Here is a 23,154-nt window from a genome sequence, read left to right on the forward strand (position 1 = left end):
CGTTAACATGCGCCAAACCGGCCGGCTTGCTGCGACGCAGAGCCGAAAGCCTTGCACCCGCAAGCCATTTCCGTTACCTCACCAGTTGAAAAGAACAGCCTCAAAAAGAGCATCCCAATGACCATTGTCGACGTTCGCACGCCTGATCCGAAACGCTTCATTCCCGGCGCCACTGGCGATTGGGAAGTCATCATCGGCATGGAAGTCCATGCGCAGGTGCTGTCGAATTCGAAGCTGTTCTCGGGCGCTGCGACCGAATTCGGCAAGCCGCAGAATTCCAACGTTTCGCTCGTCGATGCCGCGATGCCCGGCATGCTGCCCGTCATCAACGAGGAATGCGTCGCCCAGGCGGTCCGCACTGGCCTTGGTCTCAAGGCGCAGATCAACAAGCGCTCGATCTTCGACCGCAAGAACTACTTCTATCCGGACCTGCCACAGGGCTACCAGATCTCGCAGTTCAAGGATCCGATCGTCGGCGAGGGCAAGATCATCATCTCGCTCGGCCCGGATCGCCAGGGCCAGTTCGAGGACATCGAGATCGGCATCGAGCGCCTGCATCTGGAACAGGACGCCGGCAAGTCGCTGCACGACCAGCACGCTACGATGTCCTACGTCGACCTCAACCGCTCGGGCGTCGCGCTGATGGAGATCGTATCCAAGCCCGATATGCGCTCGTCGGATGAAGCCAAGGCCTACATGACGAAGCTGCGCTCTATCGTGCGCTACCTCGGAACCTGCGACGGCAACATGGACGAAGGCTCGATGCGCGCCGACGTCAACGTCTCCGTCCGTCGCCCAGGCGAAGGCTTCGGCACGCGTTGCGAGATCAAGAACGTCAACTCCATCCGGTTCATCGGTCAGGCGATCGAATACGAAGCCCGCCGCCAGATCGGCATTCTGGAAGATGGCGGCGCGATCGAGCAGGAGACTCGTCTTTTCGACCCGAACAAGGGCGAGACGCGGTCTATGCGCTCCAAGGAAGACGCGCACGACTACCGTTATTTCCCAGATCCGGATCTGCTACCCCTCGAGTTCGACGATGCCTTCGTCAAGGCGCTCGCAGCCGACCTGCCGGAACTGCCGGACGACAAGAAGGAGCGCTTCGTGCGCGAACTCGGTCTGTCGATCTACGACGCTTCCGTTCTGGTCTCGGAAAAGGCGATTGCCGACTATTTCGAAGCCGTGGCTGAAGGCCGCGACGGCAAGGCGGCCGCTAACTGGGTCATCAACGACCTGCTCGGTGCGCTGAACCGCACCGGCAAGAGCATCGAGGAGACCTCCGTTTCGCCGGCTCAGCTTGGTGCGATCATTGACCTCATCAAGGCGGAGACTATTTCAGGAAAGATCGCGAAGGACCTGTTCGAAATCGTGCTGAACGAGGGCGGCGATCCCGCCGAGATCGTCGAAGTCAGAGGCATGAAGCAGGTGACCGATACCGGTGCGATCGAGCGGGCCGTCGACGAAATCATCGCCGCCAACCCGGATCAAGTCGCCAAGGTTCAGGCCAAGCCGACACTGGCCGGCTGGTTCGTCGGTCAGGTCATGAAGGCGACCGGCGGTAAGGCAAACCCGCAGGCTGTCCAGGCTCTCGTGAAGGCGAAGCTCGGCATCGAGGAGTAGGGACTGTGTATTTCGTGCGCACTGCCAGCGAGGGTGATCTTAGCAAGATGCGCACGTTGTTGGATGAGGGGTTTCGCGCGACCTATGCTGGCCTCTATGGCGAAGCGAAGGTAAAGGATCTCGTTGGTCATCTGTTTTCGCCGGCTGCGCTGCAGGCGCGGCTGGCGAAGAAGAATGCCGAGTTCCTCGTTGCCGACAATGGCAAGGATATCGGCGGCATCGGTTATGCCGCCATGTCGGATGAAATGACGAAGACCGTCATGCTTCATCTGCTCTATGTCCGTCCACCTCTCCATCGGCAGGGCATCGGGCGCGAGATCTTCGCCGAGTTGGAAACCTGTTTTCCCGATGCAGAAATCATGCGTCTGGAAATAGAGCCGCAGAATGCGGCGGCAATCGCCTTCTACCATGCCCACGGTTTCGAGGATGTCGGCCGCAATGAAAACGACGGACCGGGGCAGTCCGGCATACCGACCCTGATCCTCGAAAAGCCCCTGGAACTGCGCTAACCATCATGACCCAAACCATTATTCGCGAAGCGCGTAGCGCCGACGTTGCTGCGCTTGTGGCGATCTTTGCCGCCGATGATCTCGGCGGTCACGGCGACACGACTGCGCCCGAGGCCTTCGGCGACTATCTCAGAGCATTCGAGCGGATCGCCTTATCACGCGATCAGACGCTATATGTCGCTGAACGGGAGGGGCAGGTTGTCGGCACGTTCCAGACAATGATCGTCACGTCGCTGGTTGGTCGCGGTTCGTCGTCGATGATCATCGAGGCGGTGCAGACGCGTGGTGACATGCGTGGGCAGGGTATTGGCGCTGAGATGATCGAGTTTGCCATCGCGGAGGCAAAACGTCGCGGCCTGCGCCTCGTTCAACTAACCTCGAATGCCGGTCGCAAGGACGCCCACCGCTTCTATGAGCGACTTGGCTTCAAGCAATCTCATCTCGGCTTCAAGATGGCGCTGAAATGAACCGATGTGACACTGGAATCACTGGACAATGCACCTCGCTGGCGGCATAAGCGAGGGATCAAATTCTGGTCCCGCTTGCCGTCCGGCTAGCTCAAGGAAAAGACATGAAGAATCTCCTCGTGCAAATCTTCACCTGGTGGAACGGTCAGACGATCGGTACGCGCTTCGCGACCTGGCGTTTCGGCAAGCGCGTCGGTGAAGACGAATTGGGCAACGTTTACTACGAAGGCGGCATGTCGTCCTACGGTCTCCCGAAGCGTTGGGTCATTTACAAGGGCTATGCCGAAGCTTCCGCTATTCCCCCGGGCTGGCATGGCTGGATGCATCACCGCACCAATGTTCCGCCGACCCAGGAAAACTATGTTGCGAAGGAATGGCAGAAGCCGCACCGTGCGAACCCGACGGGTTCGCCGCAGGCCTATCGCCCGCCCGGCTCGCTGGTCGTTCCTGGTGAACGTCCGCGGGTGACCGGCGACTACGACGCCTGGACGCCTGGCAACTGAGCGCGCGGCGACAGCCCCGCTTTTAGCCACAATTGACCATTACCCGCAGAATGGCCGCAGCGATTGCGGCCTTCGATTTTAAGATGCTGTGGAGACGGGCAGATATGAAGCTTTTCACGCGGAACCAGATCCTGCGTGCCGCCGGGCTTTCCCTGGCGCTTGGCTCGACGCTTCTCCCACAAGTCGTCTCCGCTGCCCGGATCGAGAACTCGGTTGCCGTGTTCTCCGGTCTCGACAAGATCACCGGCCGCATCACGACCTTCGACGTCTACGTCAACGAGACCGTGCAGTTCGGCGCGCTGCAGGTGACGCCGAAGGCCTGCTATTCACGCGATCAGGCCGAAGCGCAGAAGATCGACGGCTTCGTGGAAGTCGACGAGATCACACTGGACCGCAAGATCCGCCGTATCTTCACCGGCTGGATGTTCGCCGACAGCCCCGGTCTCAATGCCGTCGAGCACCCGATCTACGACGTCTGGCTGAAAGACTGCAAGCAGAACTCGGACGTTCCCGCACCCGACAAAGCGGCTAACTAAATTTCAGAATTCGAGGTTCGGCGAAGCCATCGCTGCTGCCAGCATGTGGGTGTACTCATCCTTCGGAACGTCTATGGCTCCGAAAGTCTTGAGGTGCTCGGTCGTAAACTGGGTATCGAGCAAGGTAAAACTCTTGGCCCGCAGCCGTTCCACGAGATGAACGAGGCAGATCTTCGAGGCATTTGTCCGCCGGGAAAACATACTTTCACCGAAGAACGCCGAACCCAGCGATACGCCGTACAGTCCGCCGACGAGTTCGTCCCCGTCCCACGCCTCTACCGAGTGCGCGTGCCGAATCCGATGCAGCGTGGAGTAGAGCGATTTGATCGTTTGATTGATCCAGGTACTTGGCCTGTCCCCGGTCTCTGCCGCACAGGCTGCGATGACCGCATCGAAATCGTGGTTGAAGCGGATATCGAACGGCTTGCGTCGAATGGTCTTGGCGAGGCTTTTGGAGACGTGGAATTCTTCGAGCGGTAGGACACCGCGAAGATCGGGCTCGACCCAGAATATCTCCGGGTCATCAGCCGATTCGGCCATCGGGAAGAGACCGATCGAATAGGCGCGCAGGAGAATTTCCGGTGTGATGCCTGGAGATTTCCTGCGCGATCCTGCCATTCTCTGTTACGCCGGTTTTTGGGCCAGATAGTTTTCCAGCCAATGGATGTCGTAGTCGCCGTTAGCGATATCCTGATTATCCACCAGATCCTGGAACAACGGTAGCGTCGTCTTGATGCCATCGACGACAAACTCATCGAGTGCGCGGCGCAGACGCATCATGCATTCGACGCGGGTGCGACCGAATACAATGAGCTTGCCGATGAGGCTGTCGTAGTAAGGCGGGATCTTGTAACCTTGGTAGGCACCGCTGTCGACGCGTACTCCAAGACCGCCCGGCGCATGGAAGTGCGTGATCGTGCCAGGAGAGGGTACGAAAGTACGCGCGTCCTCGGCGTTGATGCGGCACTCGATGGCATGGCCATGGAAGTTGATTTCTTCCTGCTTCACGGAAAGTCCGCCGCCGGAGGCGACACGGATCTGCTCGTGAACGAGGTCAATGCCAGTGATCGCTTCGGTGATCGGATGCTCCACCTGCAGGCGGGTGTTCATTTCGATGAAATAGAACTCACCGTTCTCGTACAGGAACTCGATCGTCCCGGCGCCGCGATACTTCAGCTTCTTCATGGCATCGGCACAAACCTGGCCGATCTTCATGCGCTGTTCGACGTTGAGGGCAGGCGAATTTGCTTCTTCCCAGACCTTCTGGTGGCGGCGCTGCAGCGAGCAATCGCGTTCACCGAGATGGATCGCATTGCCCTCGCCATCGCCGAACACCTGGATTTCGATGTGGCGTGGCTTGCCGAGATACTTTTCCATGTAGACGGCGTCGTTGCCGAAGGCGGCAGCCGCTTCGGTGCGGGCCGTCGACCAGGCTTCGATCAGGTCGGCTTCGGACTTTGCGACCTTCATGCCGCGGCCGCCGCCGCCAGCGGTTGCCTTGATCAGAACCGGATAGCCGATTTCGGCTGCAGTCCGTAGCGCGTCTTCCTCGGTCTTCACTTCGCCATCTGAGCCCGGGACAACAGGGATGCCGAGTTCCTGGGCCGTCGTCTTGGCGGTGATCTTGTCGCCCATGAGGCGGATATGTTCCGCCGTCGGGCCGATGAAGGTGATGCCGTGCGCTTCCAGGATCTCCGCAAACTTGGCGTTTTCGGACAGGAAGCCATAGCCCGGATGTACCGCATCGGCGCCGGTGATTTCGCAGGCGGCGACGATCTGGTGGATGTTCAGATAGCTGTCACGCGACGGCGGAGGACCGATGCAGACGCTCTCGTCGGCCAGACGCACATGCATGGCGTCGGCGTCCGCGGTCGAGTGAACCACGACGCAGGGAATGCCGAGCTCCTTGCAGGCACGCAGCACGCGAAGCGCGATTTCCCCGCGGTTGGCAATGAGGATTTTCGAGACCATGACGCCCGCCTTATTCGATGACGACGAGGGCTTGGCCGTATTCGACGGGGCTTCCGTCCTCGACGAGGATTTCGGTAACCTTGCCGGATTTCGGCGAAGGAATCTGGTTCATGGTCTTCATCGCTTCGATGATGAGCAGAGTCTGGCCTTCCTTCACGGTCGTGCCGAGCTCGATGAAGGCTCGCGCGCCCGGAGCGGGAGCCATGTAGGCGGTGCCGACCATAGGAGCGCTGACGGTGTTGGCAGGGTTGCGTGCAGGGGCCGCAGGCGCTGCGGCAACCTGGGCTGCTGCGGCGACGGGAGCCGGAGCCGCCGCAAACGCGGGCGCAGCCATCGGAGCCTGAATGTACTGGGTGTTGCCGGCGCGCGAAACGCGGATGCGCAGATCATCCTGCTCGACTTCGATTTCCGTCAGATCCGTGTCGTTGAGGATGTTCGCGAGGTCGCGGATCAGCGCCTGGTCGATACCGTTTTTCTTCTCAGCCATGAGTGTTTGCCCTGTCTTCTTTTTATGCCGTAAGATTCTTCAGCGCCTGCAGCGCCAGAATATAGCTGTAAGGCCCGAAGCCGCAGATGACGCCCTTCACCGCTGGCGCAATCATCGACTTGTGGCGGAATTCTTCCCGCGCGTGAACGTTGGAGATATGGAGCTCTATCACCGGAATGGAAATAGCGCGAATTGCATCGTGGAGCGCAACCGAGGTATGCGTGTAGGCGCCGGCATTAATCGCCACGCCAACTGCCTTATCGTTCGCTTCATGGAACCAGTCGACCAGCGTACCTTCGTGGTTGCTCTGGCGGAAATCGATATCGAAGCCGAGCTCGCGCCCGGCGACCTTGCAATCCGCCTCGATATCCTGAAGCGACTTGCCCCCATAGATGCCGGGCTCTCGTTTGCCGAGCATGTTGAGGTTGGGCCCGTTCAGGACGAAAATCGTTTGCGTCATCGAATGTTCCAATAGATGCGAGACGGCAACCTATAGACTCCCGACGGACCTAATGAAAGCCCTTTGGGAAGCGCAGCCCGAATCGCGCCATATTTGTCCACATGGCTGAAACACTTCGATTTTGGCGATTTGATGGGCGCCCTATCAGCAACTTGTCTTGCCGCAGGCGCGCATGTTCTTGACCTTGGTCTCAAGGTCGTCGAAACCGACCGCGCCCTGAACCAGTTCGTTGCCGATCACATAGGACGGCGTGCCGGTGATGCCGAGGCTCTGGGCGAGCTGATAGGTCTCCTTCACGGACGCGTCGCTCGAACTCTTGGCCATCTCGTCGCGGATCTGCTTTTCGCTGACGCCAAGCGACTCGGCGACTTCTATCGCACTCGCTTCATCGGCCCGCCCATCGCTGCCGAGCAGAGCGATGTGGAACGCGCTGTACTTCTGCGGGGCCAGCTTGCGGAAGGCATCGGAAACCTTGTGGGCAGCGACAGATTCCGGACCAAGGATCGGGAATTCCTTGAGCACGAAGCGGACGTTCTTGTCTTTCTCGAGCATCGTCTGCATGTCGGAAAGGGCATGCCGGCAATAGCCGCAGTTGTAATCGAAGAATTCGACGATGGTGATGTCGCCCTTCGGATTGCCGATCGTCACGTCATACTTCGAATCGAAAATCGTCGACTTGTTGTCGGAGATTACGGCGTTGGCTTTAACGAGGCGCGCCTGTTCCTGTTTTTTCTGCAGGGCATCCTGAACGTCGAGCATGATCTCTGGGTTTTCGATCAGGTATTGCTTGATGAACTCGCCGAACTCCTTCTTCTGCGCGTCATCGAGTGCTGCCGCCGGATAGGCTGCTGCCACCGACGCAGTAAACGCCAGCGCGGTGAAGATTTTCGGAAGTATGGCCATTATATCCTCGTTATCAGCAGTTCGTATGCGTCGTTCTAGGCGCCGGATAACACTGCACGGTTAACGGCGGAACTCCGATGCCGCCAAGTTACGGTGCGTCCTGTCGTCTTCAAACAGGAATTTTCGTATCCGCTGTTCAATCGCGGGATTGTGATGATCCGATTATTGCGGCAATTGTCTGGTCGCACGCAAAGTTAGAGAGAAGCGACCTTGTTTTCTATTTCCCAACGCAGCGAAGTCGAGCCCTTTCATGCCATGGATGTCCTGGCCGAAGCGACGAAGCGGCGAGCAAGCGGTCATCCCGTCATCTCCATGGCTGTTGGCCAGCCCTCTCATCCCGCGCCCCGCGCTGCACTGGAGGCTGCGCGCGCAGCACTTGTCGAAGGCAAGATCGGCTACACGGACGCGCTCGGCACGACAAGGCTGAAACATGCATTGGCCGCGCATTATCGTGACAGACACGCTTTGGAAATCGATCCCTCACGCATCGCGATAACTACCGGTTCCTCCGCTGGCTTCAACCTTGCGTTTCTTTCGCTGTTTGATTCCGGAGACGCGGTTGCGATCGCCCGACCGGGCTATCCCGCCTATCGCAACATTCTCGGCGCGCTTGGCCTCAGAGTGATCGAGGTGCCGGTTACGGCCGAAACTCATTTCACTTTGACGCCCGAAAGCCTTGAGGCCGCGCAAAAGACAAACAATGTCAAGCTGAAGGGCGTGCTGCTGGCGAGCCCTGCCAATCCGACGGGTACGGTAACCGGTCGCCAGGGACTGCAGGTGCTGGCTGACTACTGCTCAGCCGAGTCGATCGCATTCATTTCAGACGAGATTTACCACGGGCTGACGTTTGCCGGCGAGGAAACCAGCGCGCTGGAATTGACCGATGAAGCGATCGTAATCAACTCGTTCTCCAAGTACTATTGCATGACCGGCTGGCGCATCGGCTGGATGGTGCTGCCCGAGCGGCTGGTGCGCCCGATCGAGCGCGTTGCACAAAGCCTATACATCTCGCCACCCGAACTCTCACAGATTGCGGCTACTGCGGCGCTCGGCGCGAGCGCGGAACTGGATATCTACAAGGCGAGCTATGCGGCCAATCGCGAGTTTCTATTGAAGCGTCTGCCGGAAATCGGGCTATCGATCGCGTCGCCGATGGATGGCGCCTTCTATGCCTATGTCGATGTCACCCGGTTCACCAATGACAGCATGGCGTTTGCCAAGCGAATGTTGGCCGAGATCAATGTTGCCGCAACGCCGGGCCTGGATTTCGACCCACTGGAGGGCAATCGATCGATGCGCATGTCTTATGCCGGCTCGGAAGTCGAAATCGTCGAAGCAGTTGACCGCATGGCCGACTGGCTGAAGTAGATATCCCAGTGGCTTGCCAAGATTTTCTCGATTAACCTGTAAGCAGCTTGCCGGGGGTTCGGCAGGCTGCTCGGCTCTCGCATTCACTTCGCGGGACGGCAATTTTCGAGGTCGAGTTGCGACACAAGAGCCAAAATCGTTTCGGACACCGGCGTCGGAGTTGCAGTCAGGCGACCGAGTGAAACGAGCATCCCCACCAGCGGCGTTATCTCGAGCGACTTTCCCGCAAGAAGATCTTGCAGCGTCGAGGTGCGCACCGGCCCGATCTGTCGGGCTTGTTCCAGTCGCTGTTCCACCGACATTCCCACGTTCGCCCCGAGTGCCTCCCCAACGGCCTTCACCTCTTTCATGACCTTGCCGATCTGATCCGCGATGGCGGCATCCGCCATGAGATCGGACATCAACGATCTGGTGAGAGCGCTGATCGGGTTGAAAGAGGCATTGCCCATCAGCTTGCTCCAGATATCGTCGCGGATGCGGCTCGAGAGTTTCACGCCGATGTCGGCGCGCTGCAGCAGCGCCTCGATGTCACCCAAATCAGCGGTGATTTCGCCGGAGGGCTCGCCGAGAATGAAATGGCCTCTGTTGCTGAGCCTGACTTCGCCGGGCCTGCTGACTTCGGCTCCCTGATGGGCGACGCAACCGACTACGCGCTGCGGGCCGACAAAACGCCATAGCTTGCCGCCCTCGTCGAGCTCCTCAAACTGCAGTTCCGCATGACCGCTGTCCTGATCGCGATGAAAATACCACCACGGAATGCCATTCAGGATCATCATGACGCGCGTGCCGTCCTTCAATAGGCCGCCGATGCCTTCCGCTGCGGCATTGAGCTGATGTCCTTTCAACCCGGTAATAACGAGATCCTGTGGCGGCAGTTCTCGGGGATCGTCTGTCGCTGCAAGGTTCACGGTGAGTGGTGCTTCCGCACCGGGTTCAATGAGACGCAGCCCCTCGCTTCGGATGGCGGCCAGATGGGCGCCTCGAGCAACAACGGAAACCGTTGCCTCTGCGCCGAGCGACGAGGCAAGCCTGGCAGCGATGGCGCCGCCGAGTGCACCGGCTCCGAAGATGCAGATATTCTTGAAGGGCATGGGATGATCTTTCCGCGTTTGATGGACCGCGCAGAACTTAGGTCATCCCTCCTTCAAGGCGAGTGATATTTTGAAGCCGCCCAAGCTTTTTAGTGGCCGCCGCGGGGAAGAAGTTCGTTGCGGCGAAGCTCATCGATGGCTGCCACCGCGTCTTCTGCAGACCAGCCAGCGCGAATGGCGGCGCCGATCATCCGGACCTCGGCCTCCTCTTCGATCTTGAGGAAGAGCGGTTCCAAGGCCTCCTGGGCTGTTAGGATGTGCTCGTTTGGAGGGGTAACTGACTGGCGGGTGGCTGATGTAGGCATCTGCACGGTACTCCTCTCTCTGGCAGGGGATGATTCAACATAATGCACGAGGGCTAAAAAAGGTTCCGGATAAAGTTTCAACTGCGCTTCATCTTGTTCTTTCGCCCCGGCTCTGCCTTGTTGCGCGATTAGTCTGATGCTCGATTCGGTTCCCAATAAGCGGCGGAGCCACAACGAAACGCACGAAGGAGATTGCGATGACGAACGCCAAGAACGGGATTTCCGAAATGCGGCCCAGAATTACAGTAATTGGTGTCGGCGGCGGCGGTGGCAATGCCATCAACAATATGATTGCGGAAAATCTTGAAGGCGTCGAGTTCATTGCGGCGAATACCGATGCACAGGTACTGGCGACCTCGAAGGCATCCCGCCGTATCCAGCTTGGCGCGCATGTGACCGAAGGGTTGGGCGCCGGTTCGCTGCCGGAAGTCGGTCGCGCAGCTGCCGAAGAATCGATCGATGAGATCATGGATCATCTGGCCGGCTCGCATATGTGCTTTGTCACCGCTGGCATGGGCGGCGGCACCGGAACCGGAGCGGCACCGGTCATCGCTCAGGCCGCTCGCAACGCCGGCATTCTGACAGTTGGAGTTGTTACGAAGCCCTTCACCTTCGAAGGCAATCGCCGCATGAAAACGGCCGATGTCGGCATCGAGGCGCTCCGCGAAGCGGCCGATACGGTGATCGTCATCCCGAACCAGAACCTTTTCCGTATCGCCGATGCAAAGACCACCTTCGCGGATGCCTTCATGACTGCCGACCGCGTGCTTTATGCCGGCGTCGGCTGCATCACCGATCTGATCGTCAAGGAAGGTCTCATCAACCTCGACTTCGCGGACGTGAAATCCGTCATGCGCGGCATGGGCCGGGCGATGATGGGCACAGGCGAGGCTTCGGGTGAGGGGCGCGCGATGAAGGCAGCGGAGGCGGCGATCGCCAACCCGCTGCTGGACGATATCTCGATGAAGGGTGCCAGGGGCGTTCTGATCTCGATCTCCGGCGGCTCGGACATGACTCTCTTCGAGGTGGACGAGGCGGCAAGTCGCATTCGTGACGAAGTGCAGGATGAAGCGGACATTGTCGTGGGCGCGATCTTCGATCGTAATCTCGACGGCAAGTTCCGCGTCTCGGTTGTCGCGACAGGCCTGGACGGAGCGAGCAACGCGACACAGCCGCGCCAGGGCATCGCGCTCGGTCAGGATATGCAGCCCCGTACATTGCAATAGGTTCTCGCGGTCTGCGCATCCGCCGAGATGCGCAGATCTGCCCTGATTTCGTTTGTTTCGACGTCGCCTTGCGCTTACCAATCTCGGATTGCGCAACCGATGCTGAGGAATGTCGAATGGCCAAGATTGCCTATTTTGTTGCTGGCCTGCTTATTCTAGTCGGGCTCGTTTGGATGGGGCAGGGCAGCGGCTATTTTCCCTATCCCGCAGAGAGCTTCATGATCAACCAGACGCCCTGGGTTTATTGGGGTGCTCTTGCTGCAGCGGTCGGAATTATCGTGATTGCAGCGATGAGAAACGCGCGGCGGCCGCGATAGCTAGGAGCGCGCTCTCGAAACAGTTCGCCGGCGAAAGACATTTGGGTAAATGTCCGTCGCCGGCGAGGGTATGATTGTGTAAACAGCGGTTTACGCTCGGCGGGAACGAACGTCCGCCATCTCGGGCCGGGTGCCATCAGGGGCGCGAAGGCCGTAGTGCTTGCTTGCGAACACCCATTCCACATTGCCCGGCTCGAAGGGGCGGCGTGGGTTTCTCAGCGCCAGCCTGCGCTCGGCAAGGCTCCGGGGCAGGGTATCGAGCATGTCGTTGACGAAGGTTTCAACGCTGTCTTTCCAGCGAGGCGAGATCGAAACATCGACGCCGCCATAGCGCTGGAAGTCTGGATGTTTGCGGGAATAGCATGCGCCGAGCATCCATGCATGCTGCTGCTTCAGAAAACGTTCTTTGATGGTCATTCCTAGTCTTTTTCCTTGGCGTCATCGACGACATCGGCCTCGGGACGGTCGCCTCCGTTCGACCGTTCCGTTGTCCAGCTGCCGTCTGCACGCTGATATGTAATGTCCGCATCCTGGCCATCGAGCTGTTGTCGCTCCGCGGCTTGTTTGGCCGCTGCCAGTGCTTGTTCGTGAGTTGGGAAAGTTTCCGACCAGACATCGTCCAGGCGGTAAGCCCAGGCGCCATCGTGTTCGGCGACGTGGTAGGTAATCGACATCGATCATTCCTTCAAGAACTTTTCTCAGGAATTTGCGGGACGGCTTCCTACAAATTGCAAGACTGGAACGCAGGTCGCCAGATGCTTGTTCCCATCGACGCCTGGCCTGTGTGAGGCTGGATTCAGTGTGAAGAACGATCTTGCGCGAGCGGGGAACGCTTCATAGGTTTGAGACGTTGATGGATTCGTTCAACGCCTTTCAATAGGAACCACATGCGCGCTCAGTCGAAGCCGTTCATCGTCGAAGTTAAATCCTCGCGCCGCCAGGAGCGCCGCCAATCCGCGTCGATCTGGGGAAATCTGGATCTTTCGGCCGTTGCTGAAGAAATTGCGGAGGAACTGCCGCAACCAGCCGCCGCGCCGGCAGAATCCGCCGACGCGCAGTAGCCTTTTAAAGCTACGCCGCGACAAAGCGATAGGATGTGTCCTTGCGTTCGGCGTAGCCGACGCCCGGGTAACTCCAGTGATAGCCGAGCATCTTCAGCTTGTCGGTGGCGGCGCGATCCAACAGCATTTGACGGGTTTTCAACGCAACCTCCGGCTCGGTGTCGAAGCCGAAATGCCAGGCGGCATGTTCGAAGAAGATTACGTCGTTGGTGCAGGCGTCGCCCGTAATCAACAGACCACCGTCTCCAGCCAATTCGATCGAGATGTGGCCGGGCGTGTGCCCGCGGCTCTGCAGGATTCGCATGCCTGGAATGATCTCCTGATCGGGCCGAACCAACGTCAGACGGTCTTTGACGGCAAAAAGGTCCCGTTGCGCTCCGCGGGCAAAATCGTGAAGCACCGACGGCAGATGCGTCTCATAGTCCTTGTCGGTCCAGAAGTTCCATTCGGCTTCACTGACGAAATACTGCGCATTCGGATAAAGCACCTTGCCGTCGGCTGTTGTCGTTGCGCCCGAGTGATCCGGGTGAGCGTGAGTGAAAACCACCTTGGTGATCACCTCCGGCGCGACGCCGATGGATTGCAGGTTGGCGGCCAGCTTACCCGCGCTTGCCTGGAAATGACTGCCGGAACCGGTGTCGATGAGAATCAGGTCGTCGCCGTGGCGGATCAGCGGGATGTTGGCCTGGACCGGAGCGGCGGCCGAAGTTCCGCCGAGCCGCGGCATGATCGCCTTGCGCTCTTCAGGCGTGGCGTCGGGCAGCAGGATCTCGACCGGGAGCGTTAGAAAACCGTCGCTGACGACCGTAATGTCGAACGCGCCGTGATGGAAGCGATGGAACTCGGCCGCGATGGCATCGCGGGAAGCGAGCATCGCCGCTGCTGCAGCCGTCAGCTTCAGCAGGTCGCGTCGGGATAATCCATTTGGAATGCTGTCTCGTGTAGTCACAGCCGTCTCCTTTGCTGGGCAGATACGTCATGTGTCGCAGGCGAGCGCGACCGCACTCACCTGCGAATACTCATCCGCATAGCGGCAGCCGTGACGAACGGAGCCGCGGATCCACATGCTTAATCCAGGAAGAACTCCAGCAGGTCGGCGTTGATAACTTCAGGGTGCGTTGTGCACATGCCATGTGGCAAGCCGGCATAAGTCTTGAGTATGCCGTGCTTCAAGAGCTTGACCGAAAGCGGAGCGGAGTCGGCATAGGGAACGATCTGATCGTCGTCTCCATGCATCACCAGGGTCGGTACCGAGATTCGCTGGAGATCCTCGGTAAAGTCCGTTTCGGAGAAGGCCTTGATGCAATCGTAATGCGCCTTTGCACCACCCATCATCCCCTGCCGCCACCAGTTTTCGATGACGCCCTGACTGACCTTGGCACCCGGGCGGTTGAAGCCGTAGAAGGGGCCGGTGGGTACGTCTAGGAAGAACTGCGCACGATTGGCGACGAGCGCCGCACGGAACCCGTCGAAAACCGCGAGCGGCAGGCCGCCGGGGTTCTTGTCCGATTTGACCATGATCGGGGGGACGGCGCCGATCAGAACGGCCTTGGCGACCCGGCCGGGCTTCGCACGCGCGACATAGTGAGCAACCTCGCCGCCGCCGGTCGAGTGGCCGACATGGATGGCGTTCTTGAGATCGAGCGCGTCGGCTAGCGCGATAACGTCCGCCGCGTAGGTGTCCATCTCGTTGCCCTGCCACGTCTGGCTGGAGCGGCCGTGGCCACGCCGGTCATGGGCGATCACCCGATAGCCCTTGTCCAGAAAGAACATCATCTGCGCATCCCAGTCGTCTGCACTGAGGGGCCAGCCATGATGGAAAACAACAGGCTGGGCGGTGGCCGGACCCCAATCCTTGTAGAAGATTTCGGTTCCGTCCGTGGTCTTGATGAATGGCATGATCAGGTCCCTCTTTCTGGATGTGATTGCTTCGATGGTGGCAAGGCACGCCAGCATCCTTCCGGCGCCCATATTATGGAGCGTCCGGCTAGAGCTGGCCCACCGCGCTGCCGTACTACGTCATCATCATGACGCGGCTTTAGCGGCGCTGCGAACCAACGGTAACTTGAGGCAAATATTACAGAATGGAAGATGCCGTTTTGAAGAAATGGTGCGCAGGAGAAGCTAGCCGGTCGTGCCTTCGGACGGACGCGGGGCATGGGACGCATTCGTTATAGATCGGTCCCTGATTGGGAACACGGAGTGTCTACGAATTCAACGGGGCACTGGCCATGATATCGCCAAAGTCAGCATCGACCTTCCTGGAAGGGAGGCGATCTGATGAACGCTGACGAAAACCGCTATATCGAGATCACCACGCGGCTCCGTTCCGCGCAGTCGTTCTGCGAGTTTCTTGCGCACGGCGGCACTGTCCGCATCGCGCAGTCCGATGGCGCGCCATTCCATGACGTGAGCCACCGACTTCTCCAGCAGCATCGCCTGGAGGTCGAAGCCTTGAAGCGAGCCCGTAGGCAACTGTTTCCCGATCGAGTCGACGACGACATCAATCCTTGCCTCTACAGCCTGAACTAGCTGCTCGCTGTGACGCGATCGCATTCGCGGCGGTGCCGGCGGCGAGGCTGGCGTGATCAGCGCAACGTCAAGTTCGAAAACTGTGCGAATTGCCGAGCCCTCGAATTGAGCTCCAAAAATTATCCTGGGTTGCAGGCCCGCCACGTCGTCGGGATCGTCGCGCGCATGTTGACGTGAGTTCGAGGGTGGCGGGCGGAACCGTGTCACCAATTCCGGAGCGCCGCCATTGTACGATGGTGTCGGCGAGACCCTGGTACAATCGACGCTGGCACTCGACGGTGTAGGATCTGCCAGTGTGCAAAGATTTCGCACGGGGAGTTTTGAATGGATCGGATCGACGCGATGAGTTTTCCTTGCGGCAGTGGGCGAGGGCAATCTGGCTGGTGTGGCGCGAAATCGAGAGGCAGCAACGGACTTCTCGATCGTCTGTGCGATCGGCGTCACCAGCTTTCCTGCGCAACCCTTCGCTTAGCGTTCCGACGCGACGTCGGTGATGGCGCTGGACAACGGAACGCAAACTGAAGATCATTGCCGCGAGCTATGCCCTTGGGAGACCGTCTCCTCGGCGGCTTGACGACATGGAGTTGCGCCGAGCCTTCTTTGCGGGCGTCGGCGCCTGAGCGAGGGAGGCGCGGTGGCCGTGGTTTCCGACCAGCCTGTGACTGGCAGTTGCAATGCAAAGAAGCTGGAAGATCGGGTGCGCAGCCTTGAGACTATTCTCAGACGCAAGGTGTTGGAGAATGAGGCCCTGCGAGAAGCTCTTTCCAATGTGCAATCCGAGAAACCGATTGGGATACCCTTTGACGCCGGGGCCGCGATCAGATTCTCGCAGGCTCTTTCCCGCAACCTCCTCCATTCTACACTCGTTGGGCGTCTTTTGCAGATCTCCGTGGATTATGCAGGCGCCGAGCGGGGCCTCCTGATCTTCATCATCGATAATGCGGCGACGATCAAAGCGGAGGCTGTCGTTCGGGCCTCCGGCATTGAGGTCCAAGCACGAAATGATGCAGTCGGCATGTTCAAGGAGTTGCCGATGGCGATCTTGCAATACGTGATCCGAACGAACGAACCGGTGATACTCGACGATGCATCAACCGACGCTGTCTACGGTCGCGACGAAACGGTGCTCTCGCGAGGAATGCGTTCGACACTTGCGCTTCCGATCCTCTCGCAGTCGAAGCTCATCGCGATACTCTTTCTCGAAAACAACTTCGCACCCTGCGTGTTCACTCCGGATCGAGTCGCGGTGCTCGAACATCTTGCATCGCAGGCCGCGATCTCCTTCGAAAGCGCCGATCTTTACGCCGAATTGGAAAAGAAAGTCGCGCTCCTTGACGTCCTCCCGGTATCCGCTTGGATGCTCGAGCCGAACGGCACTCCCGAGTTCGTAAACCGCTCCGGATTGGAATTTGCCGATCAGTCTTTGGCTCATATCACGTCACATCCAGCCTCATGGATGGACGCTGTTCATCCGGACGATAGAGACGCGGCAACTCGGATTTTCCGTCGGGGTGTTCAGCTAGGACAAGACTTTTCCTTCGAGACACGAAGCCTTAGCGCCCGCGATGGAAGCTACCACCTGCATTTGCATCAAGCGGTTGCGCTACGGGACCGCGAGGGTCAGGTGGTGAAGTTCGTTGGAACGACCACCGATATCGACGAACACAAACGCGGTGAGGAATCGCTACGCACAACACAGTCAGCGCTTGCCCATTCAACCCGGCTTGCCACCCTTAAAGCAGTTGTAGCTTCGCTCGCGCACGAGGTGAGCCAACCGCTATCGGGAATATGGGCGAATGCAGACGCCGGCGCGCGGATGCTGGCTTTAGATTCTCCTGATCTCTCCGGTGTTGCAGAGTCGGTCAAACGAACAATGAGAGACGCAGTGAGGGCAACGGAAATCGTCCAACGGATGCGAGCGATGTTCGCTGAGGCCGCGCCGACTTCAGCAGCGGTGAATATCAACAATGCCGTCAATGAGGTCGTAGCGCTTATCGCGGGCGAACTGGAGAAGGGCGGCGCTACAGTACAAACCAGCCTGTCCGACAGAATACCGCTTGTCGCCGGCGACAAGATCCATTTGCAGCAGGTGATGCTAAACCTGCTGTTGAACGCGATCGAGGCTATGGCTTCCGTTGATGATCGCCCCCGGATTGTCCGGATCGAGACCATCTATGACGATCGGACCGGCGGTGTGCTCGTGAGTGTCCGAGACGTCGGGATTGGACTGGACAAGACGACGCTGGAAAAGCTGTTCCAACCATTATTCACGACCAAAGCGAAGGGTGTTGGTGTCGGCCTTTCGATCTGTCGAACGATAGTCGAAAATCATGGCGGGCGTATATCTGCCGCCGCCAACGCGCGTGAGCCGGGAGCATGCTTTTCGTTCGTCCTTCCGACGCACGAAGCGTCGGAAAAGCAGGCCCCGTCGAAATCGTCGGCCTAAGCCGTGAGGGTGCAATATGATCGTGCAATGGCTCAGCTTGGACGGTCAAAGTAAGTTCCGTTAAGTCATCAACACTCGATGATTAGCCCCTGCACCCTTGACGATCCGCTGTCGTCACGCCGTCGCGGACGCTTGTCGTACGATGCAATGGTTTTCGTTGCTTAGCCTAGGTGTGCTGCATCGGGTGACATGGTCGCGAAGGCACGCAGTCGCTGCGACGGTAGGAAGGTTCGAGAGGCACCGGTAAATGCTCGATGTGCTTGCACTCTGCTTTTTGCGATTGTCTGGGTCGCGATCGAGCCGCTGATGGCGCTCGGCGGGCCTATGCAGAATGACAACCTCTCGAAGGATATGGTGGTAGTCCGGCGTGCTTGGATGCGCGAGGTGCTGACGCGCGATCGAAAGGTGGGCCGTCTCTAGGCGGAAGAGACGGCCCAAGCGGGCCTCCGTAGGCCGCTGGCCCCGGCGGAGGGGAGGGCGCCGGGACATGTCGCCGGTCTTGAACGTGCGTTCGAGAGTGGGAGGTCAACGACAGGTCCAGGGTAACCCGCTGCGGCAGACGATTTAAGTGCACTTAGGTATTGGTCAGAGGGTCTGCGCCCCGTGGAGAAATTCCCGATACCATGGTGCAATTGGAGGAGCGAGCACAGTGGCAGATTGTAGGCGCATCGATCGGCAGGATCTGCAGGGCCTTTGTCCGGAATTGCCTTCTGAAGCCGCTTTCGGACAACAGCCATCCTGCTATTGTGTTGGCACGCAGTCCGCTCGGTCAACGAAGTGCAGTGTGTGAAACAACCGAACCTGGGTGCTGAAATGAACAGCGCGTTTACAAGACAGCCAGCGAACGAGGCCTTCCGCCAGACCGCATTCCTCGACAGCACGAATGCTTCCTATGTTGAGGAGCTACAGGCGATGTTCGCCAAGAATCCGAACTCCGTGGGTCCCGAATGGCGCGATTTTTTCGACCAGCTTGGCGACGACATCGGCGACGTCGCGAAGGGGGCGTCATGGAAGGATGCGAATTGGCCCGTTCCACTTCAAGGTGAACTCATCGCGGCGCTGGACGGCAACTGGCAGCAGACAGTGTCGGCAAAAGCCGAGGCTGATGCGACCGGCGATCGTACGGTCTCTGCAGAGTTTGACGCACGGGACACCGCGCGTGCCCTGGCGTTGATCGGGAGTTACCGGACCAGAGGACATCTTGCGGCGGACCTGGATCCCCTCGGTTTGAGTCCACGCGCACAGAACCGCGAACTGGAACCATCGTTCCATGGGTTTGAAGACGTGGATCTGGACCGTCCGGTCTACATAGGCGGCGTCATGGGCTTGGAGTCGGCGAGTGCACGTCAACTGGTCTCGGCCTTGCGCAGCGCGTACTGCGGAAAGATTGGCTTTGAATACATGCACATTGCCGACCCCGCCGGGCGCGAATGGATGCAACGGCAGGTCGAAGGGCAGAGGTATCAGCCGGAGGGGACGAAGAAGCGTGCCATCCTTCAGACACTTGTCGAGGTCACCGGGTTTGAACGCTTCCTCGGCAAGAAGTTCGTGGGTACGACGAGGTTCGGGATCGATGGCGCGGAAACCACGATCGTCGCACTTGAGGAGATAATAGCGCGGGGAGCTGAACTGGGCGTTGCCGAAGTGGTCCTGGGCATGGCCCACAGAGGGCGCCTCAACGTACTGGGCCAAGTCATCAAAAAGCCGCACCGGGCCATCTTCAGCGAGTTCAAGGGGGGGGCCTCGTTTCCTGACGACGTGGAGGGATCTGGAGACGTCAAGTATCACCTTGGAACCTCTTCGGACCGCATCGTCGATGGCAGGCAAATGCATTTGTCGCTGGTGGCGAACCCCTCCCATCTGGAGGTCATTGACCCCGTCGTTCTGGGCAAGGTGCGGGCCAAGCAGGAGCAGAGGGGTGACTCCGTCGAGCGATCAAGCGTGATGCCGTTGCTGATCCACGGAGATGCGGCCTTCGCAGGCCAAGGCGTCGTCGCGGAAAGCCTGGGGCTGTCTGGGCTAAAGGGCTATCGAACCGGTGGATCAGTCCATCTTATAATAAACAATCAGGTGGGATTCACGACTGATCCAAGTTATGCGCGTTCTTCTCCTTACCCTTCCGACGTCGCCAAGGCCGTAGATGCTCCCATTTTTCACGTCAACGGAGACGATCCGGAAGCCGTTGCATGGGTCGCGCGGCTTGCGACCGAGTACCGGCAGACGTTTCACCGGCCGGCGGTCATCGATCTGATATGCTTCAGGTTGTTCGGCCATAACGAGGGCGACGAGCCTTCATTCACGCAGCCGGCGATGTACAGGGAAATACGATCGCATCGGTCAAGTCTGGAGCTGTACGTCCAGCGGCTTGTCGCCGAGGGGATTATGACCGAAGCCGACGTTGACGCAGCCGGGGCAACATGGTCGGCTTATCTCGAAACAGAACTGGAAGCGTCAAAGAGCTACCGGCCCAACAAAGGCGACTGGCTCGACGGCCGATGGGCGGGATTGGAACGTGGTGAACCTGAAAGCGAAGAAACGTCGGATAGTCCGACAGGTGTTGATCTCGGAGTGCTACGGGATATCGGGCGGGCGATAACTGCTCTCCCCGATCGCTTTGCAGCGCATCCGACCGTCATCCGGTTCCTCGAAGCTCGCCGCAAGGCAGTCGAGAGCGGACGGGATCTCGACTGGTCTACGGCCGAGGCTCTCGCCATGGGTTCTCTTGCGAGACAAGGCGATCGCGTGCGCCTGTCCGGCCAAGACAGCGAAAGGGGAACCTTCTCTCAGCGTCATTCCGTGATCATCGATCAGGAGACCGGCGACCGCTATCTACCGCTATGTCATCTAAGCGTAGACCAGGCGCCGTGCGAAACCTTCAACTCGATGTTGTCTGAGGTTGCCGTGCTGGGATTCGAGTACGGCTACTCTTTGGCGGAGCCGCATTGCCTCGTCATGTGGGAGGCTCAGTTCGGAGATTTTGCAAACGGAGCCCAGGTGATATTCGATCAATTCCTGTCGTCGGCCGAAAGAAAATGGCTGCGCATGTCAGGCTTGGTCTGCCTCTTGCCACACGGATATGACGGACAGGGGCCTGAGCATTCGTCGGCTCGCCTCGAGCGCTATCTGCAGAACTCCGCAGAGGGCAACTGGCAGGTCGCTAATTGCACTACTCCTGCCAACTACTTCCACCTGCTTAGACGACAGGTAACGCGGCCTTTTCGCAAGCCGCTCATTCTCACGACGGCGACCTCGTCGAGACTCCGTCGATGCGAAGAGTTCTCTTGTGCTCAGGCAAGATCTATTTCGATCTCGAGGCAGAACGACGCAAGCGCGGCGTCACCGACGTCTACATACTGCGGCTCGAGCAACTCTATCCGTTCCCCGCAAAGGCGCTTGCTCTCGAGCTGAACCGGTTCGGGACAGCCGAAATATGTTGGTGCCAGGAAGAGCCGAAGAATATGGGCGCTTGGTCTTTCGTCGAAGCCTACGTGGAGTGGTCATCGGGGCAGGGACGCGGCCTGGCGCAGCGGCCAACCTATATCGGCCGCGCCGCGTCGGCCTCTACTGCTACTGGACAGATGGCACGGCACGTCGCCGAGCTCCAGGCGATAATGGACCGGGCCTTCGCTACCGATTGATCTCTTAGACTGGACGGGCCGATCGAATGGAACTTGAACTTCAAACAGCCAACGAGAGCACTAAGCGGTCGCGTGCGGCTGACCTACTTGAATATTACGGATGATGCTCTTGATACGGCGCTTCGAGGAGCGCGCAGGCCAGATGTATGGGGCAGGCCTGATTGGCGGCTTTTGTCATCTGTACATCCGACAGGAGGTGATCGATGGGAATGCGGGCCGCATTCATCCACGGCGATCAGGTCATCACCAGTTACAGGGGGCGCGGGCACACGCTGGCCGCCGGCATGAGCCCGCGATCAGTTATGGCGGAACTCTCGAGGAGGCCGTTCGCCAACGCTGCAAACGGCAAATGACAACTAGGAAATCAGATATGGATTCCGCGACCATCATCAGAGCGCTGGCCCATCCGACGCGACTAAATATCCTAAAGTGGCTGAAGGATCCTGACCGGTATTTTGGGCCGCAGGGATATCCAATTGATTTAGGGGTTTGCGCCAGCCAATTCCAGCGCGACGGAATGGCTCAGTCGACGGCATCCGGTCATCTCAAAGTACTAACGGACGCTGATTTACTGAGCGCCAGGAAGATCGGGCAGTGGAAGTTCTACCGAAGGAATGAGGCAGCCATATCGAGCTTTCTGCATCAGCTCACAACAGAAATTTAGGCCGGCTCAAGCGCCCGTCGCAGTGAATATTTCTTTTGGCGGTGGGGTAACGCCCCGACGGAAGCGACTTCTGTATTCGACCGGCGTGACGTTGATGCGGCGGACGAAAGCTCGCCGAAAGGCGCTCTGATCGTTAAAGCCGCACAAGGCTGCTACGCGCTTCAAGGGAACGTCGCCCTCTTCAAGCATTCTTCTCGCGGCATCCACCCTGACGGCTTCGACGTAGTCCCCTGGCGTCATGTCAGTTTCGCGTTTGAACGTGCGGGCGAAGTTGCGCGCGCTCATCCCAAGACGAGACGCCAGCGTCTCCACGGCGAGATCATTGGCGATATGTTCCGCTACCCATTGAGTTATCTCGCGAATAGGCCCCATTTCAGAGACCTGAGCTTCAAGATGCACGCTGAATTGCGACTGACCGCCTGGACGCTGCAGGAAAAGTATTAGCTCTTTCGCGACCCTCAGCGCCACGCCCCGACCGAAATCTTCCTCGACCATCGCGAGTGCGAGATCCATGCTCGCCGTTACACCGGCACTGGTGTAGACGGTTCCGTCTTTGATGAAAATCGTATTCGGCTGGACGTCGATCGCTGGGAACATCTTTCTGAGCCTTGTCGTGGAATTCCAGTGCGTCGTTGCGCGTCGTCCGTTGAGAAGGCCTGCGCTGCCCAGCAAAAAAGCTCCGGTGCAGATAGAAGCCAGCCGGCGCACCTGGACGGATCCGCTCTTCACCCAATCGACCAACTTGGGGTCCGCCTCGAAGTCTTGAACGCGCGGGCTGCCAGCAATTAAAAGCGTGTCGAACCCTTCCAGCGATTCGTCGATGGTCCGATCAGGGAGCAGGCGCCCGCCGTTAGACGCCACGACCGGCTCCCTGTCCCGCCCGACGACAGCTAGCTCGTATCCGGTCCTCCCATTAATGAGCTTGTTCGCTTCAGAAAAGACGTCCATCGGTCCCGCGACGTCCAGCATTTGCACGCCGGGCATGGCTAGTATCGCTATGCGCATGAGCTTACTCCTCGCGCCGGCCACCAGAGTCCGCCGAAATCTTCC

The 23,154-nt window shown here is 59.0% G+C and carries 24 protein-coding genes and 3 pseudogenes; 15 read left to right on the forward strand and 12 right to left on the reverse strand.

Annotation, left to right across the window (positions count from 1 at the left end; translation table 11 throughout):
• The first annotated feature begins 117 nt into the window (after positions 1-117).
• From gatB to FHT76_RS25035, 5 genes are all read left to right on the forward strand, one after another.
• Complete coding sequence (gatB, locus tag FHT76_RS25015; RefSeq protein WP_183859137.1) at positions 118-1,620, forward strand: Asp-tRNA(Asn)/Glu-tRNA(Gln) amidotransferase subunit GatB; 1,503 nt, start codon at positions 118-120, stop codon at positions 1,618-1,620.
• Between the two features lie 5 nt (positions 1,621-1,625).
• Positions 1,626-2,129 (forward strand): GNAT family N-acetyltransferase, encoded by a 504-nt coding sequence (locus FHT76_RS25020; RefSeq protein WP_183756802.1) that lies wholly within the window; start codon positions 1,626-1,628, stop codon positions 2,127-2,129.
• Positions 2,130-2,134: 5 nt separating this feature from the next.
• Positions 2,135-2,596, forward strand: coding sequence for a GNAT family N-acetyltransferase (locus tag FHT76_RS25025; RefSeq protein WP_183859135.1), 462 nt, complete (start codon positions 2,135-2,137; stop codon positions 2,594-2,596).
• Between the two features lie 104 nt (positions 2,597-2,700).
• Positions 2,701-3,099: an NADH:ubiquinone oxidoreductase subunit NDUFA12 gene (locus tag FHT76_RS25030; protein ID WP_016553662.1), complete on the forward strand. Its 399-nt coding sequence runs from the start codon at positions 2,701-2,703 to the stop codon at positions 3,097-3,099.
• 104 nt (positions 3,100-3,203) lie between these two features.
• Complete coding sequence (locus FHT76_RS25035) at positions 3,204-3,635, forward strand: DUF2155 domain-containing protein (protein ID WP_183859133.1); 432 nt, start codon at positions 3,204-3,206, stop codon at positions 3,633-3,635.
• Between the two features lie 3 nt (positions 3,636-3,638).
• Here FHT76_RS25035 and aat read toward each other — a convergent pair whose 3' ends face one another.
• From aat to FHT76_RS25060, 5 genes are all read right to left on the reverse strand, one after another.
• Positions 3,639-4,253, reverse strand: a complete 615-nt coding sequence (gene aat / locus FHT76_RS25040) for a leucyl/phenylalanyl-tRNA--protein transferase (protein WP_183859131.1) — start codon at positions 4,251-4,253, stop codon at positions 3,639-3,641.
• 6 nt (positions 4,254-4,259) lie between these two features.
• Positions 4,260-5,606 carry an acetyl-CoA carboxylase biotin carboxylase subunit gene (accC, locus tag FHT76_RS25045; RefSeq protein WP_183756798.1) on the reverse strand — a complete coding sequence of 449 codons (1,347 nt, stop codon included), beginning with the start codon at positions 5,604-5,606 and terminating at the stop codon, positions 4,260-4,262.
• Positions 5,607-5,616: 10 nt separating this feature from the next.
• Entirely contained in the window at positions 5,617-6,093 is a 477-nt protein-coding gene (gene accB / locus FHT76_RS25050) for an acetyl-CoA carboxylase biotin carboxyl carrier protein (RefSeq protein WP_183859129.1), read from the reverse strand.
• Positions 6,094-6,115: 22 nt separating this feature from the next.
• Positions 6,116-6,553 carry a type II 3-dehydroquinate dehydratase gene (aroQ, locus tag FHT76_RS25055; protein ID WP_153270193.1) on the reverse strand — a complete coding sequence of 146 codons (438 nt, stop codon included), beginning with the start codon at positions 6,551-6,553 and terminating at the stop codon, positions 6,116-6,118.
• Positions 6,554-6,697: 144 nt separating this feature from the next.
• Positions 6,698-7,456, reverse strand: coding sequence for a DsbA family protein (locus FHT76_RS25060; protein WP_183859127.1), 759 nt, complete (start codon positions 7,454-7,456; stop codon positions 6,698-6,700).
• A gap of 210 nt (positions 7,457-7,666) precedes the next feature.
• On the opposite strand from FHT76_RS25060, the gene FHT76_RS25065 reads away from it, so the two are divergent.
• Complete coding sequence (locus tag FHT76_RS25065; protein ID WP_183859125.1) at positions 7,667-8,824, forward strand: pyridoxal phosphate-dependent aminotransferase; 1,158 nt, start codon at positions 7,667-7,669, stop codon at positions 8,822-8,824.
• Between the two features lie 83 nt (positions 8,825-8,907).
• Here FHT76_RS25065 and FHT76_RS25070 read toward each other — a convergent pair whose 3' ends face one another.
• Both FHT76_RS25070 and FHT76_RS25075 read right to left on the reverse strand, forming a co-directional pair.
• The gene (locus tag FHT76_RS25070) at positions 8,908-9,915 is read right to left on the reverse strand and encodes a ketopantoate reductase family protein (RefSeq protein ID WP_259129415.1); all 1,008 of its coding nucleotides are present in this window, start codon (positions 9,913-9,915) and stop codon (positions 8,908-8,910) included.
• A gap of 89 nt (positions 9,916-10,004) precedes the next feature.
• A complete protein-coding gene (locus tag FHT76_RS25075; RefSeq protein ID WP_040674191.1) occupies positions 10,005-10,220 on the reverse strand; it encodes a hypothetical protein in 216 nt (71 codons plus the stop codon).
• Positions 10,221-10,417: 197 nt separating this feature from the next.
• Here FHT76_RS25075 and ftsZ point away from each other — a divergent pair, with 197 nt between their 5' ends.
• Together ftsZ and FHT76_RS25085 are read left to right on the forward strand one after the other, a co-directional pair.
• Positions 10,418-11,446 (forward strand): cell division protein FtsZ, encoded by a 1,029-nt coding sequence (gene ftsZ / locus FHT76_RS25080; RefSeq protein ID WP_016553672.1) that lies wholly within the window; start codon positions 10,418-10,420, stop codon positions 11,444-11,446.
• A 116-nt stretch (positions 11,447-11,562) separates the two neighbouring features.
• Positions 11,563-11,763, forward strand: coding sequence for a hypothetical protein (locus FHT76_RS25085; RefSeq protein ID WP_183859121.1), 201 nt, complete (start codon positions 11,563-11,565; stop codon positions 11,761-11,763).
• 90 nt (positions 11,764-11,853) lie between these two features.
• Here the strand turns inward: FHT76_RS25085 and FHT76_RS25090 are convergent, their stop codons facing one another.
• A complete protein-coding gene (locus FHT76_RS25090) occupies positions 11,854-12,180 on the reverse strand; it encodes a hypothetical protein (RefSeq protein ID WP_016553674.1) in 327 nt (108 codons plus the stop codon).
• Between the two features lie 2 nt (positions 12,181-12,182).
• Positions 12,183-12,437, reverse strand: a complete 255-nt coding sequence (locus FHT76_RS25095) for a DUF2188 domain-containing protein (protein WP_114712520.1) — start codon at positions 12,435-12,437, stop codon at positions 12,183-12,185.
• A 213-nt stretch (positions 12,438-12,650) separates the two neighbouring features.
• On the opposite strand from FHT76_RS25095, the gene FHT76_RS25100 reads away from it, so the two are divergent.
• A complete protein-coding gene (locus FHT76_RS25100; protein ID WP_183859117.1) occupies positions 12,651-12,824 on the forward strand; it encodes a hypothetical protein in 174 nt (57 codons plus the stop codon).
• 10 nt (positions 12,825-12,834) lie between these two features.
• On the opposite strand, the gene FHT76_RS25105 is transcribed toward FHT76_RS25100, so the two are convergent.
• Positions 12,835-13,698 (reverse strand): MBL fold metallo-hydrolase, encoded by an 864-nt coding sequence (locus FHT76_RS25105; protein ID WP_183860698.1) that lies wholly within the window; start codon positions 13,696-13,698, stop codon positions 12,835-12,837.
• Between the two features lie 194 nt (positions 13,699-13,892).
• Positions 13,893-14,723, reverse strand: coding sequence for an alpha/beta fold hydrolase (locus FHT76_RS25110; RefSeq protein ID WP_183859115.1), 831 nt, complete (start codon positions 14,721-14,723; stop codon positions 13,893-13,895).
• A 381-nt stretch (positions 14,724-15,104) separates the two neighbouring features.
• Here FHT76_RS25110 and FHT76_RS25115 point away from each other — a divergent pair, with 381 nt between their 5' ends.
• The 6 genes and pseudogenes from FHT76_RS25115 (at position 15,105) to FHT76_RS25145 (ending at position 22,104) form a co-directional block, all read left to right on the forward strand.
• Positions 15,105-15,356, forward strand: coding sequence for a hypothetical protein (locus tag FHT76_RS25115; RefSeq protein ID WP_183859113.1), 252 nt, complete (start codon positions 15,105-15,107; stop codon positions 15,354-15,356).
• Positions 15,357-16,125: 769 nt separating this feature from the next.
• Complete coding sequence (locus FHT76_RS25125) at positions 16,126-17,802, forward strand: ATP-binding protein (RefSeq protein ID WP_259129422.1); 1,677 nt, start codon at positions 16,126-16,128, stop codon at positions 17,800-17,802.
• Between the two features lie 306 nt (positions 17,803-18,108).
• Positions 18,109-18,201, forward strand: a pseudogene (locus FHT76_RS25130) (DUF599 domain-containing protein); the annotation flags it as partial.
• A 414-nt stretch (positions 18,202-18,615) separates the two neighbouring features.
• Positions 18,616-21,440, forward strand: a pseudogene (locus tag FHT76_RS25135) (2-oxoglutarate dehydrogenase E1 component).
• Between the two features lie 100 nt (positions 21,441-21,540).
• Positions 21,541-21,763 (forward strand): annotated as a pseudogene (locus FHT76_RS25140) (thiamine pyrophosphate-dependent enzyme); the annotation flags it as partial.
• A 47-nt stretch (positions 21,764-21,810) separates the two neighbouring features.
• On the forward strand, positions 21,811-22,104 hold the full coding sequence (locus FHT76_RS25145; protein ID WP_183859107.1) for a helix-turn-helix transcriptional regulator: 294 nt from the start codon (positions 21,811-21,813) through the stop codon (positions 22,102-22,104).
• Between the two features lie 6 nt (positions 22,105-22,110).
• Here the strand turns inward: FHT76_RS25145 and FHT76_RS25150 are convergent, their stop codons facing one another.
• Positions 22,111-23,133 carry a GlxA family transcriptional regulator gene (locus FHT76_RS25150; protein WP_259185938.1) on the reverse strand — a complete coding sequence of 341 codons (1,023 nt, stop codon included), beginning with the start codon at positions 23,131-23,133 and terminating at the stop codon, positions 22,111-22,113.
• Positions 23,134-23,154: the final 21 nt, after the last annotated feature.

The organism is Rhizobium sp. BK176 (assembly GCF_024808055.1).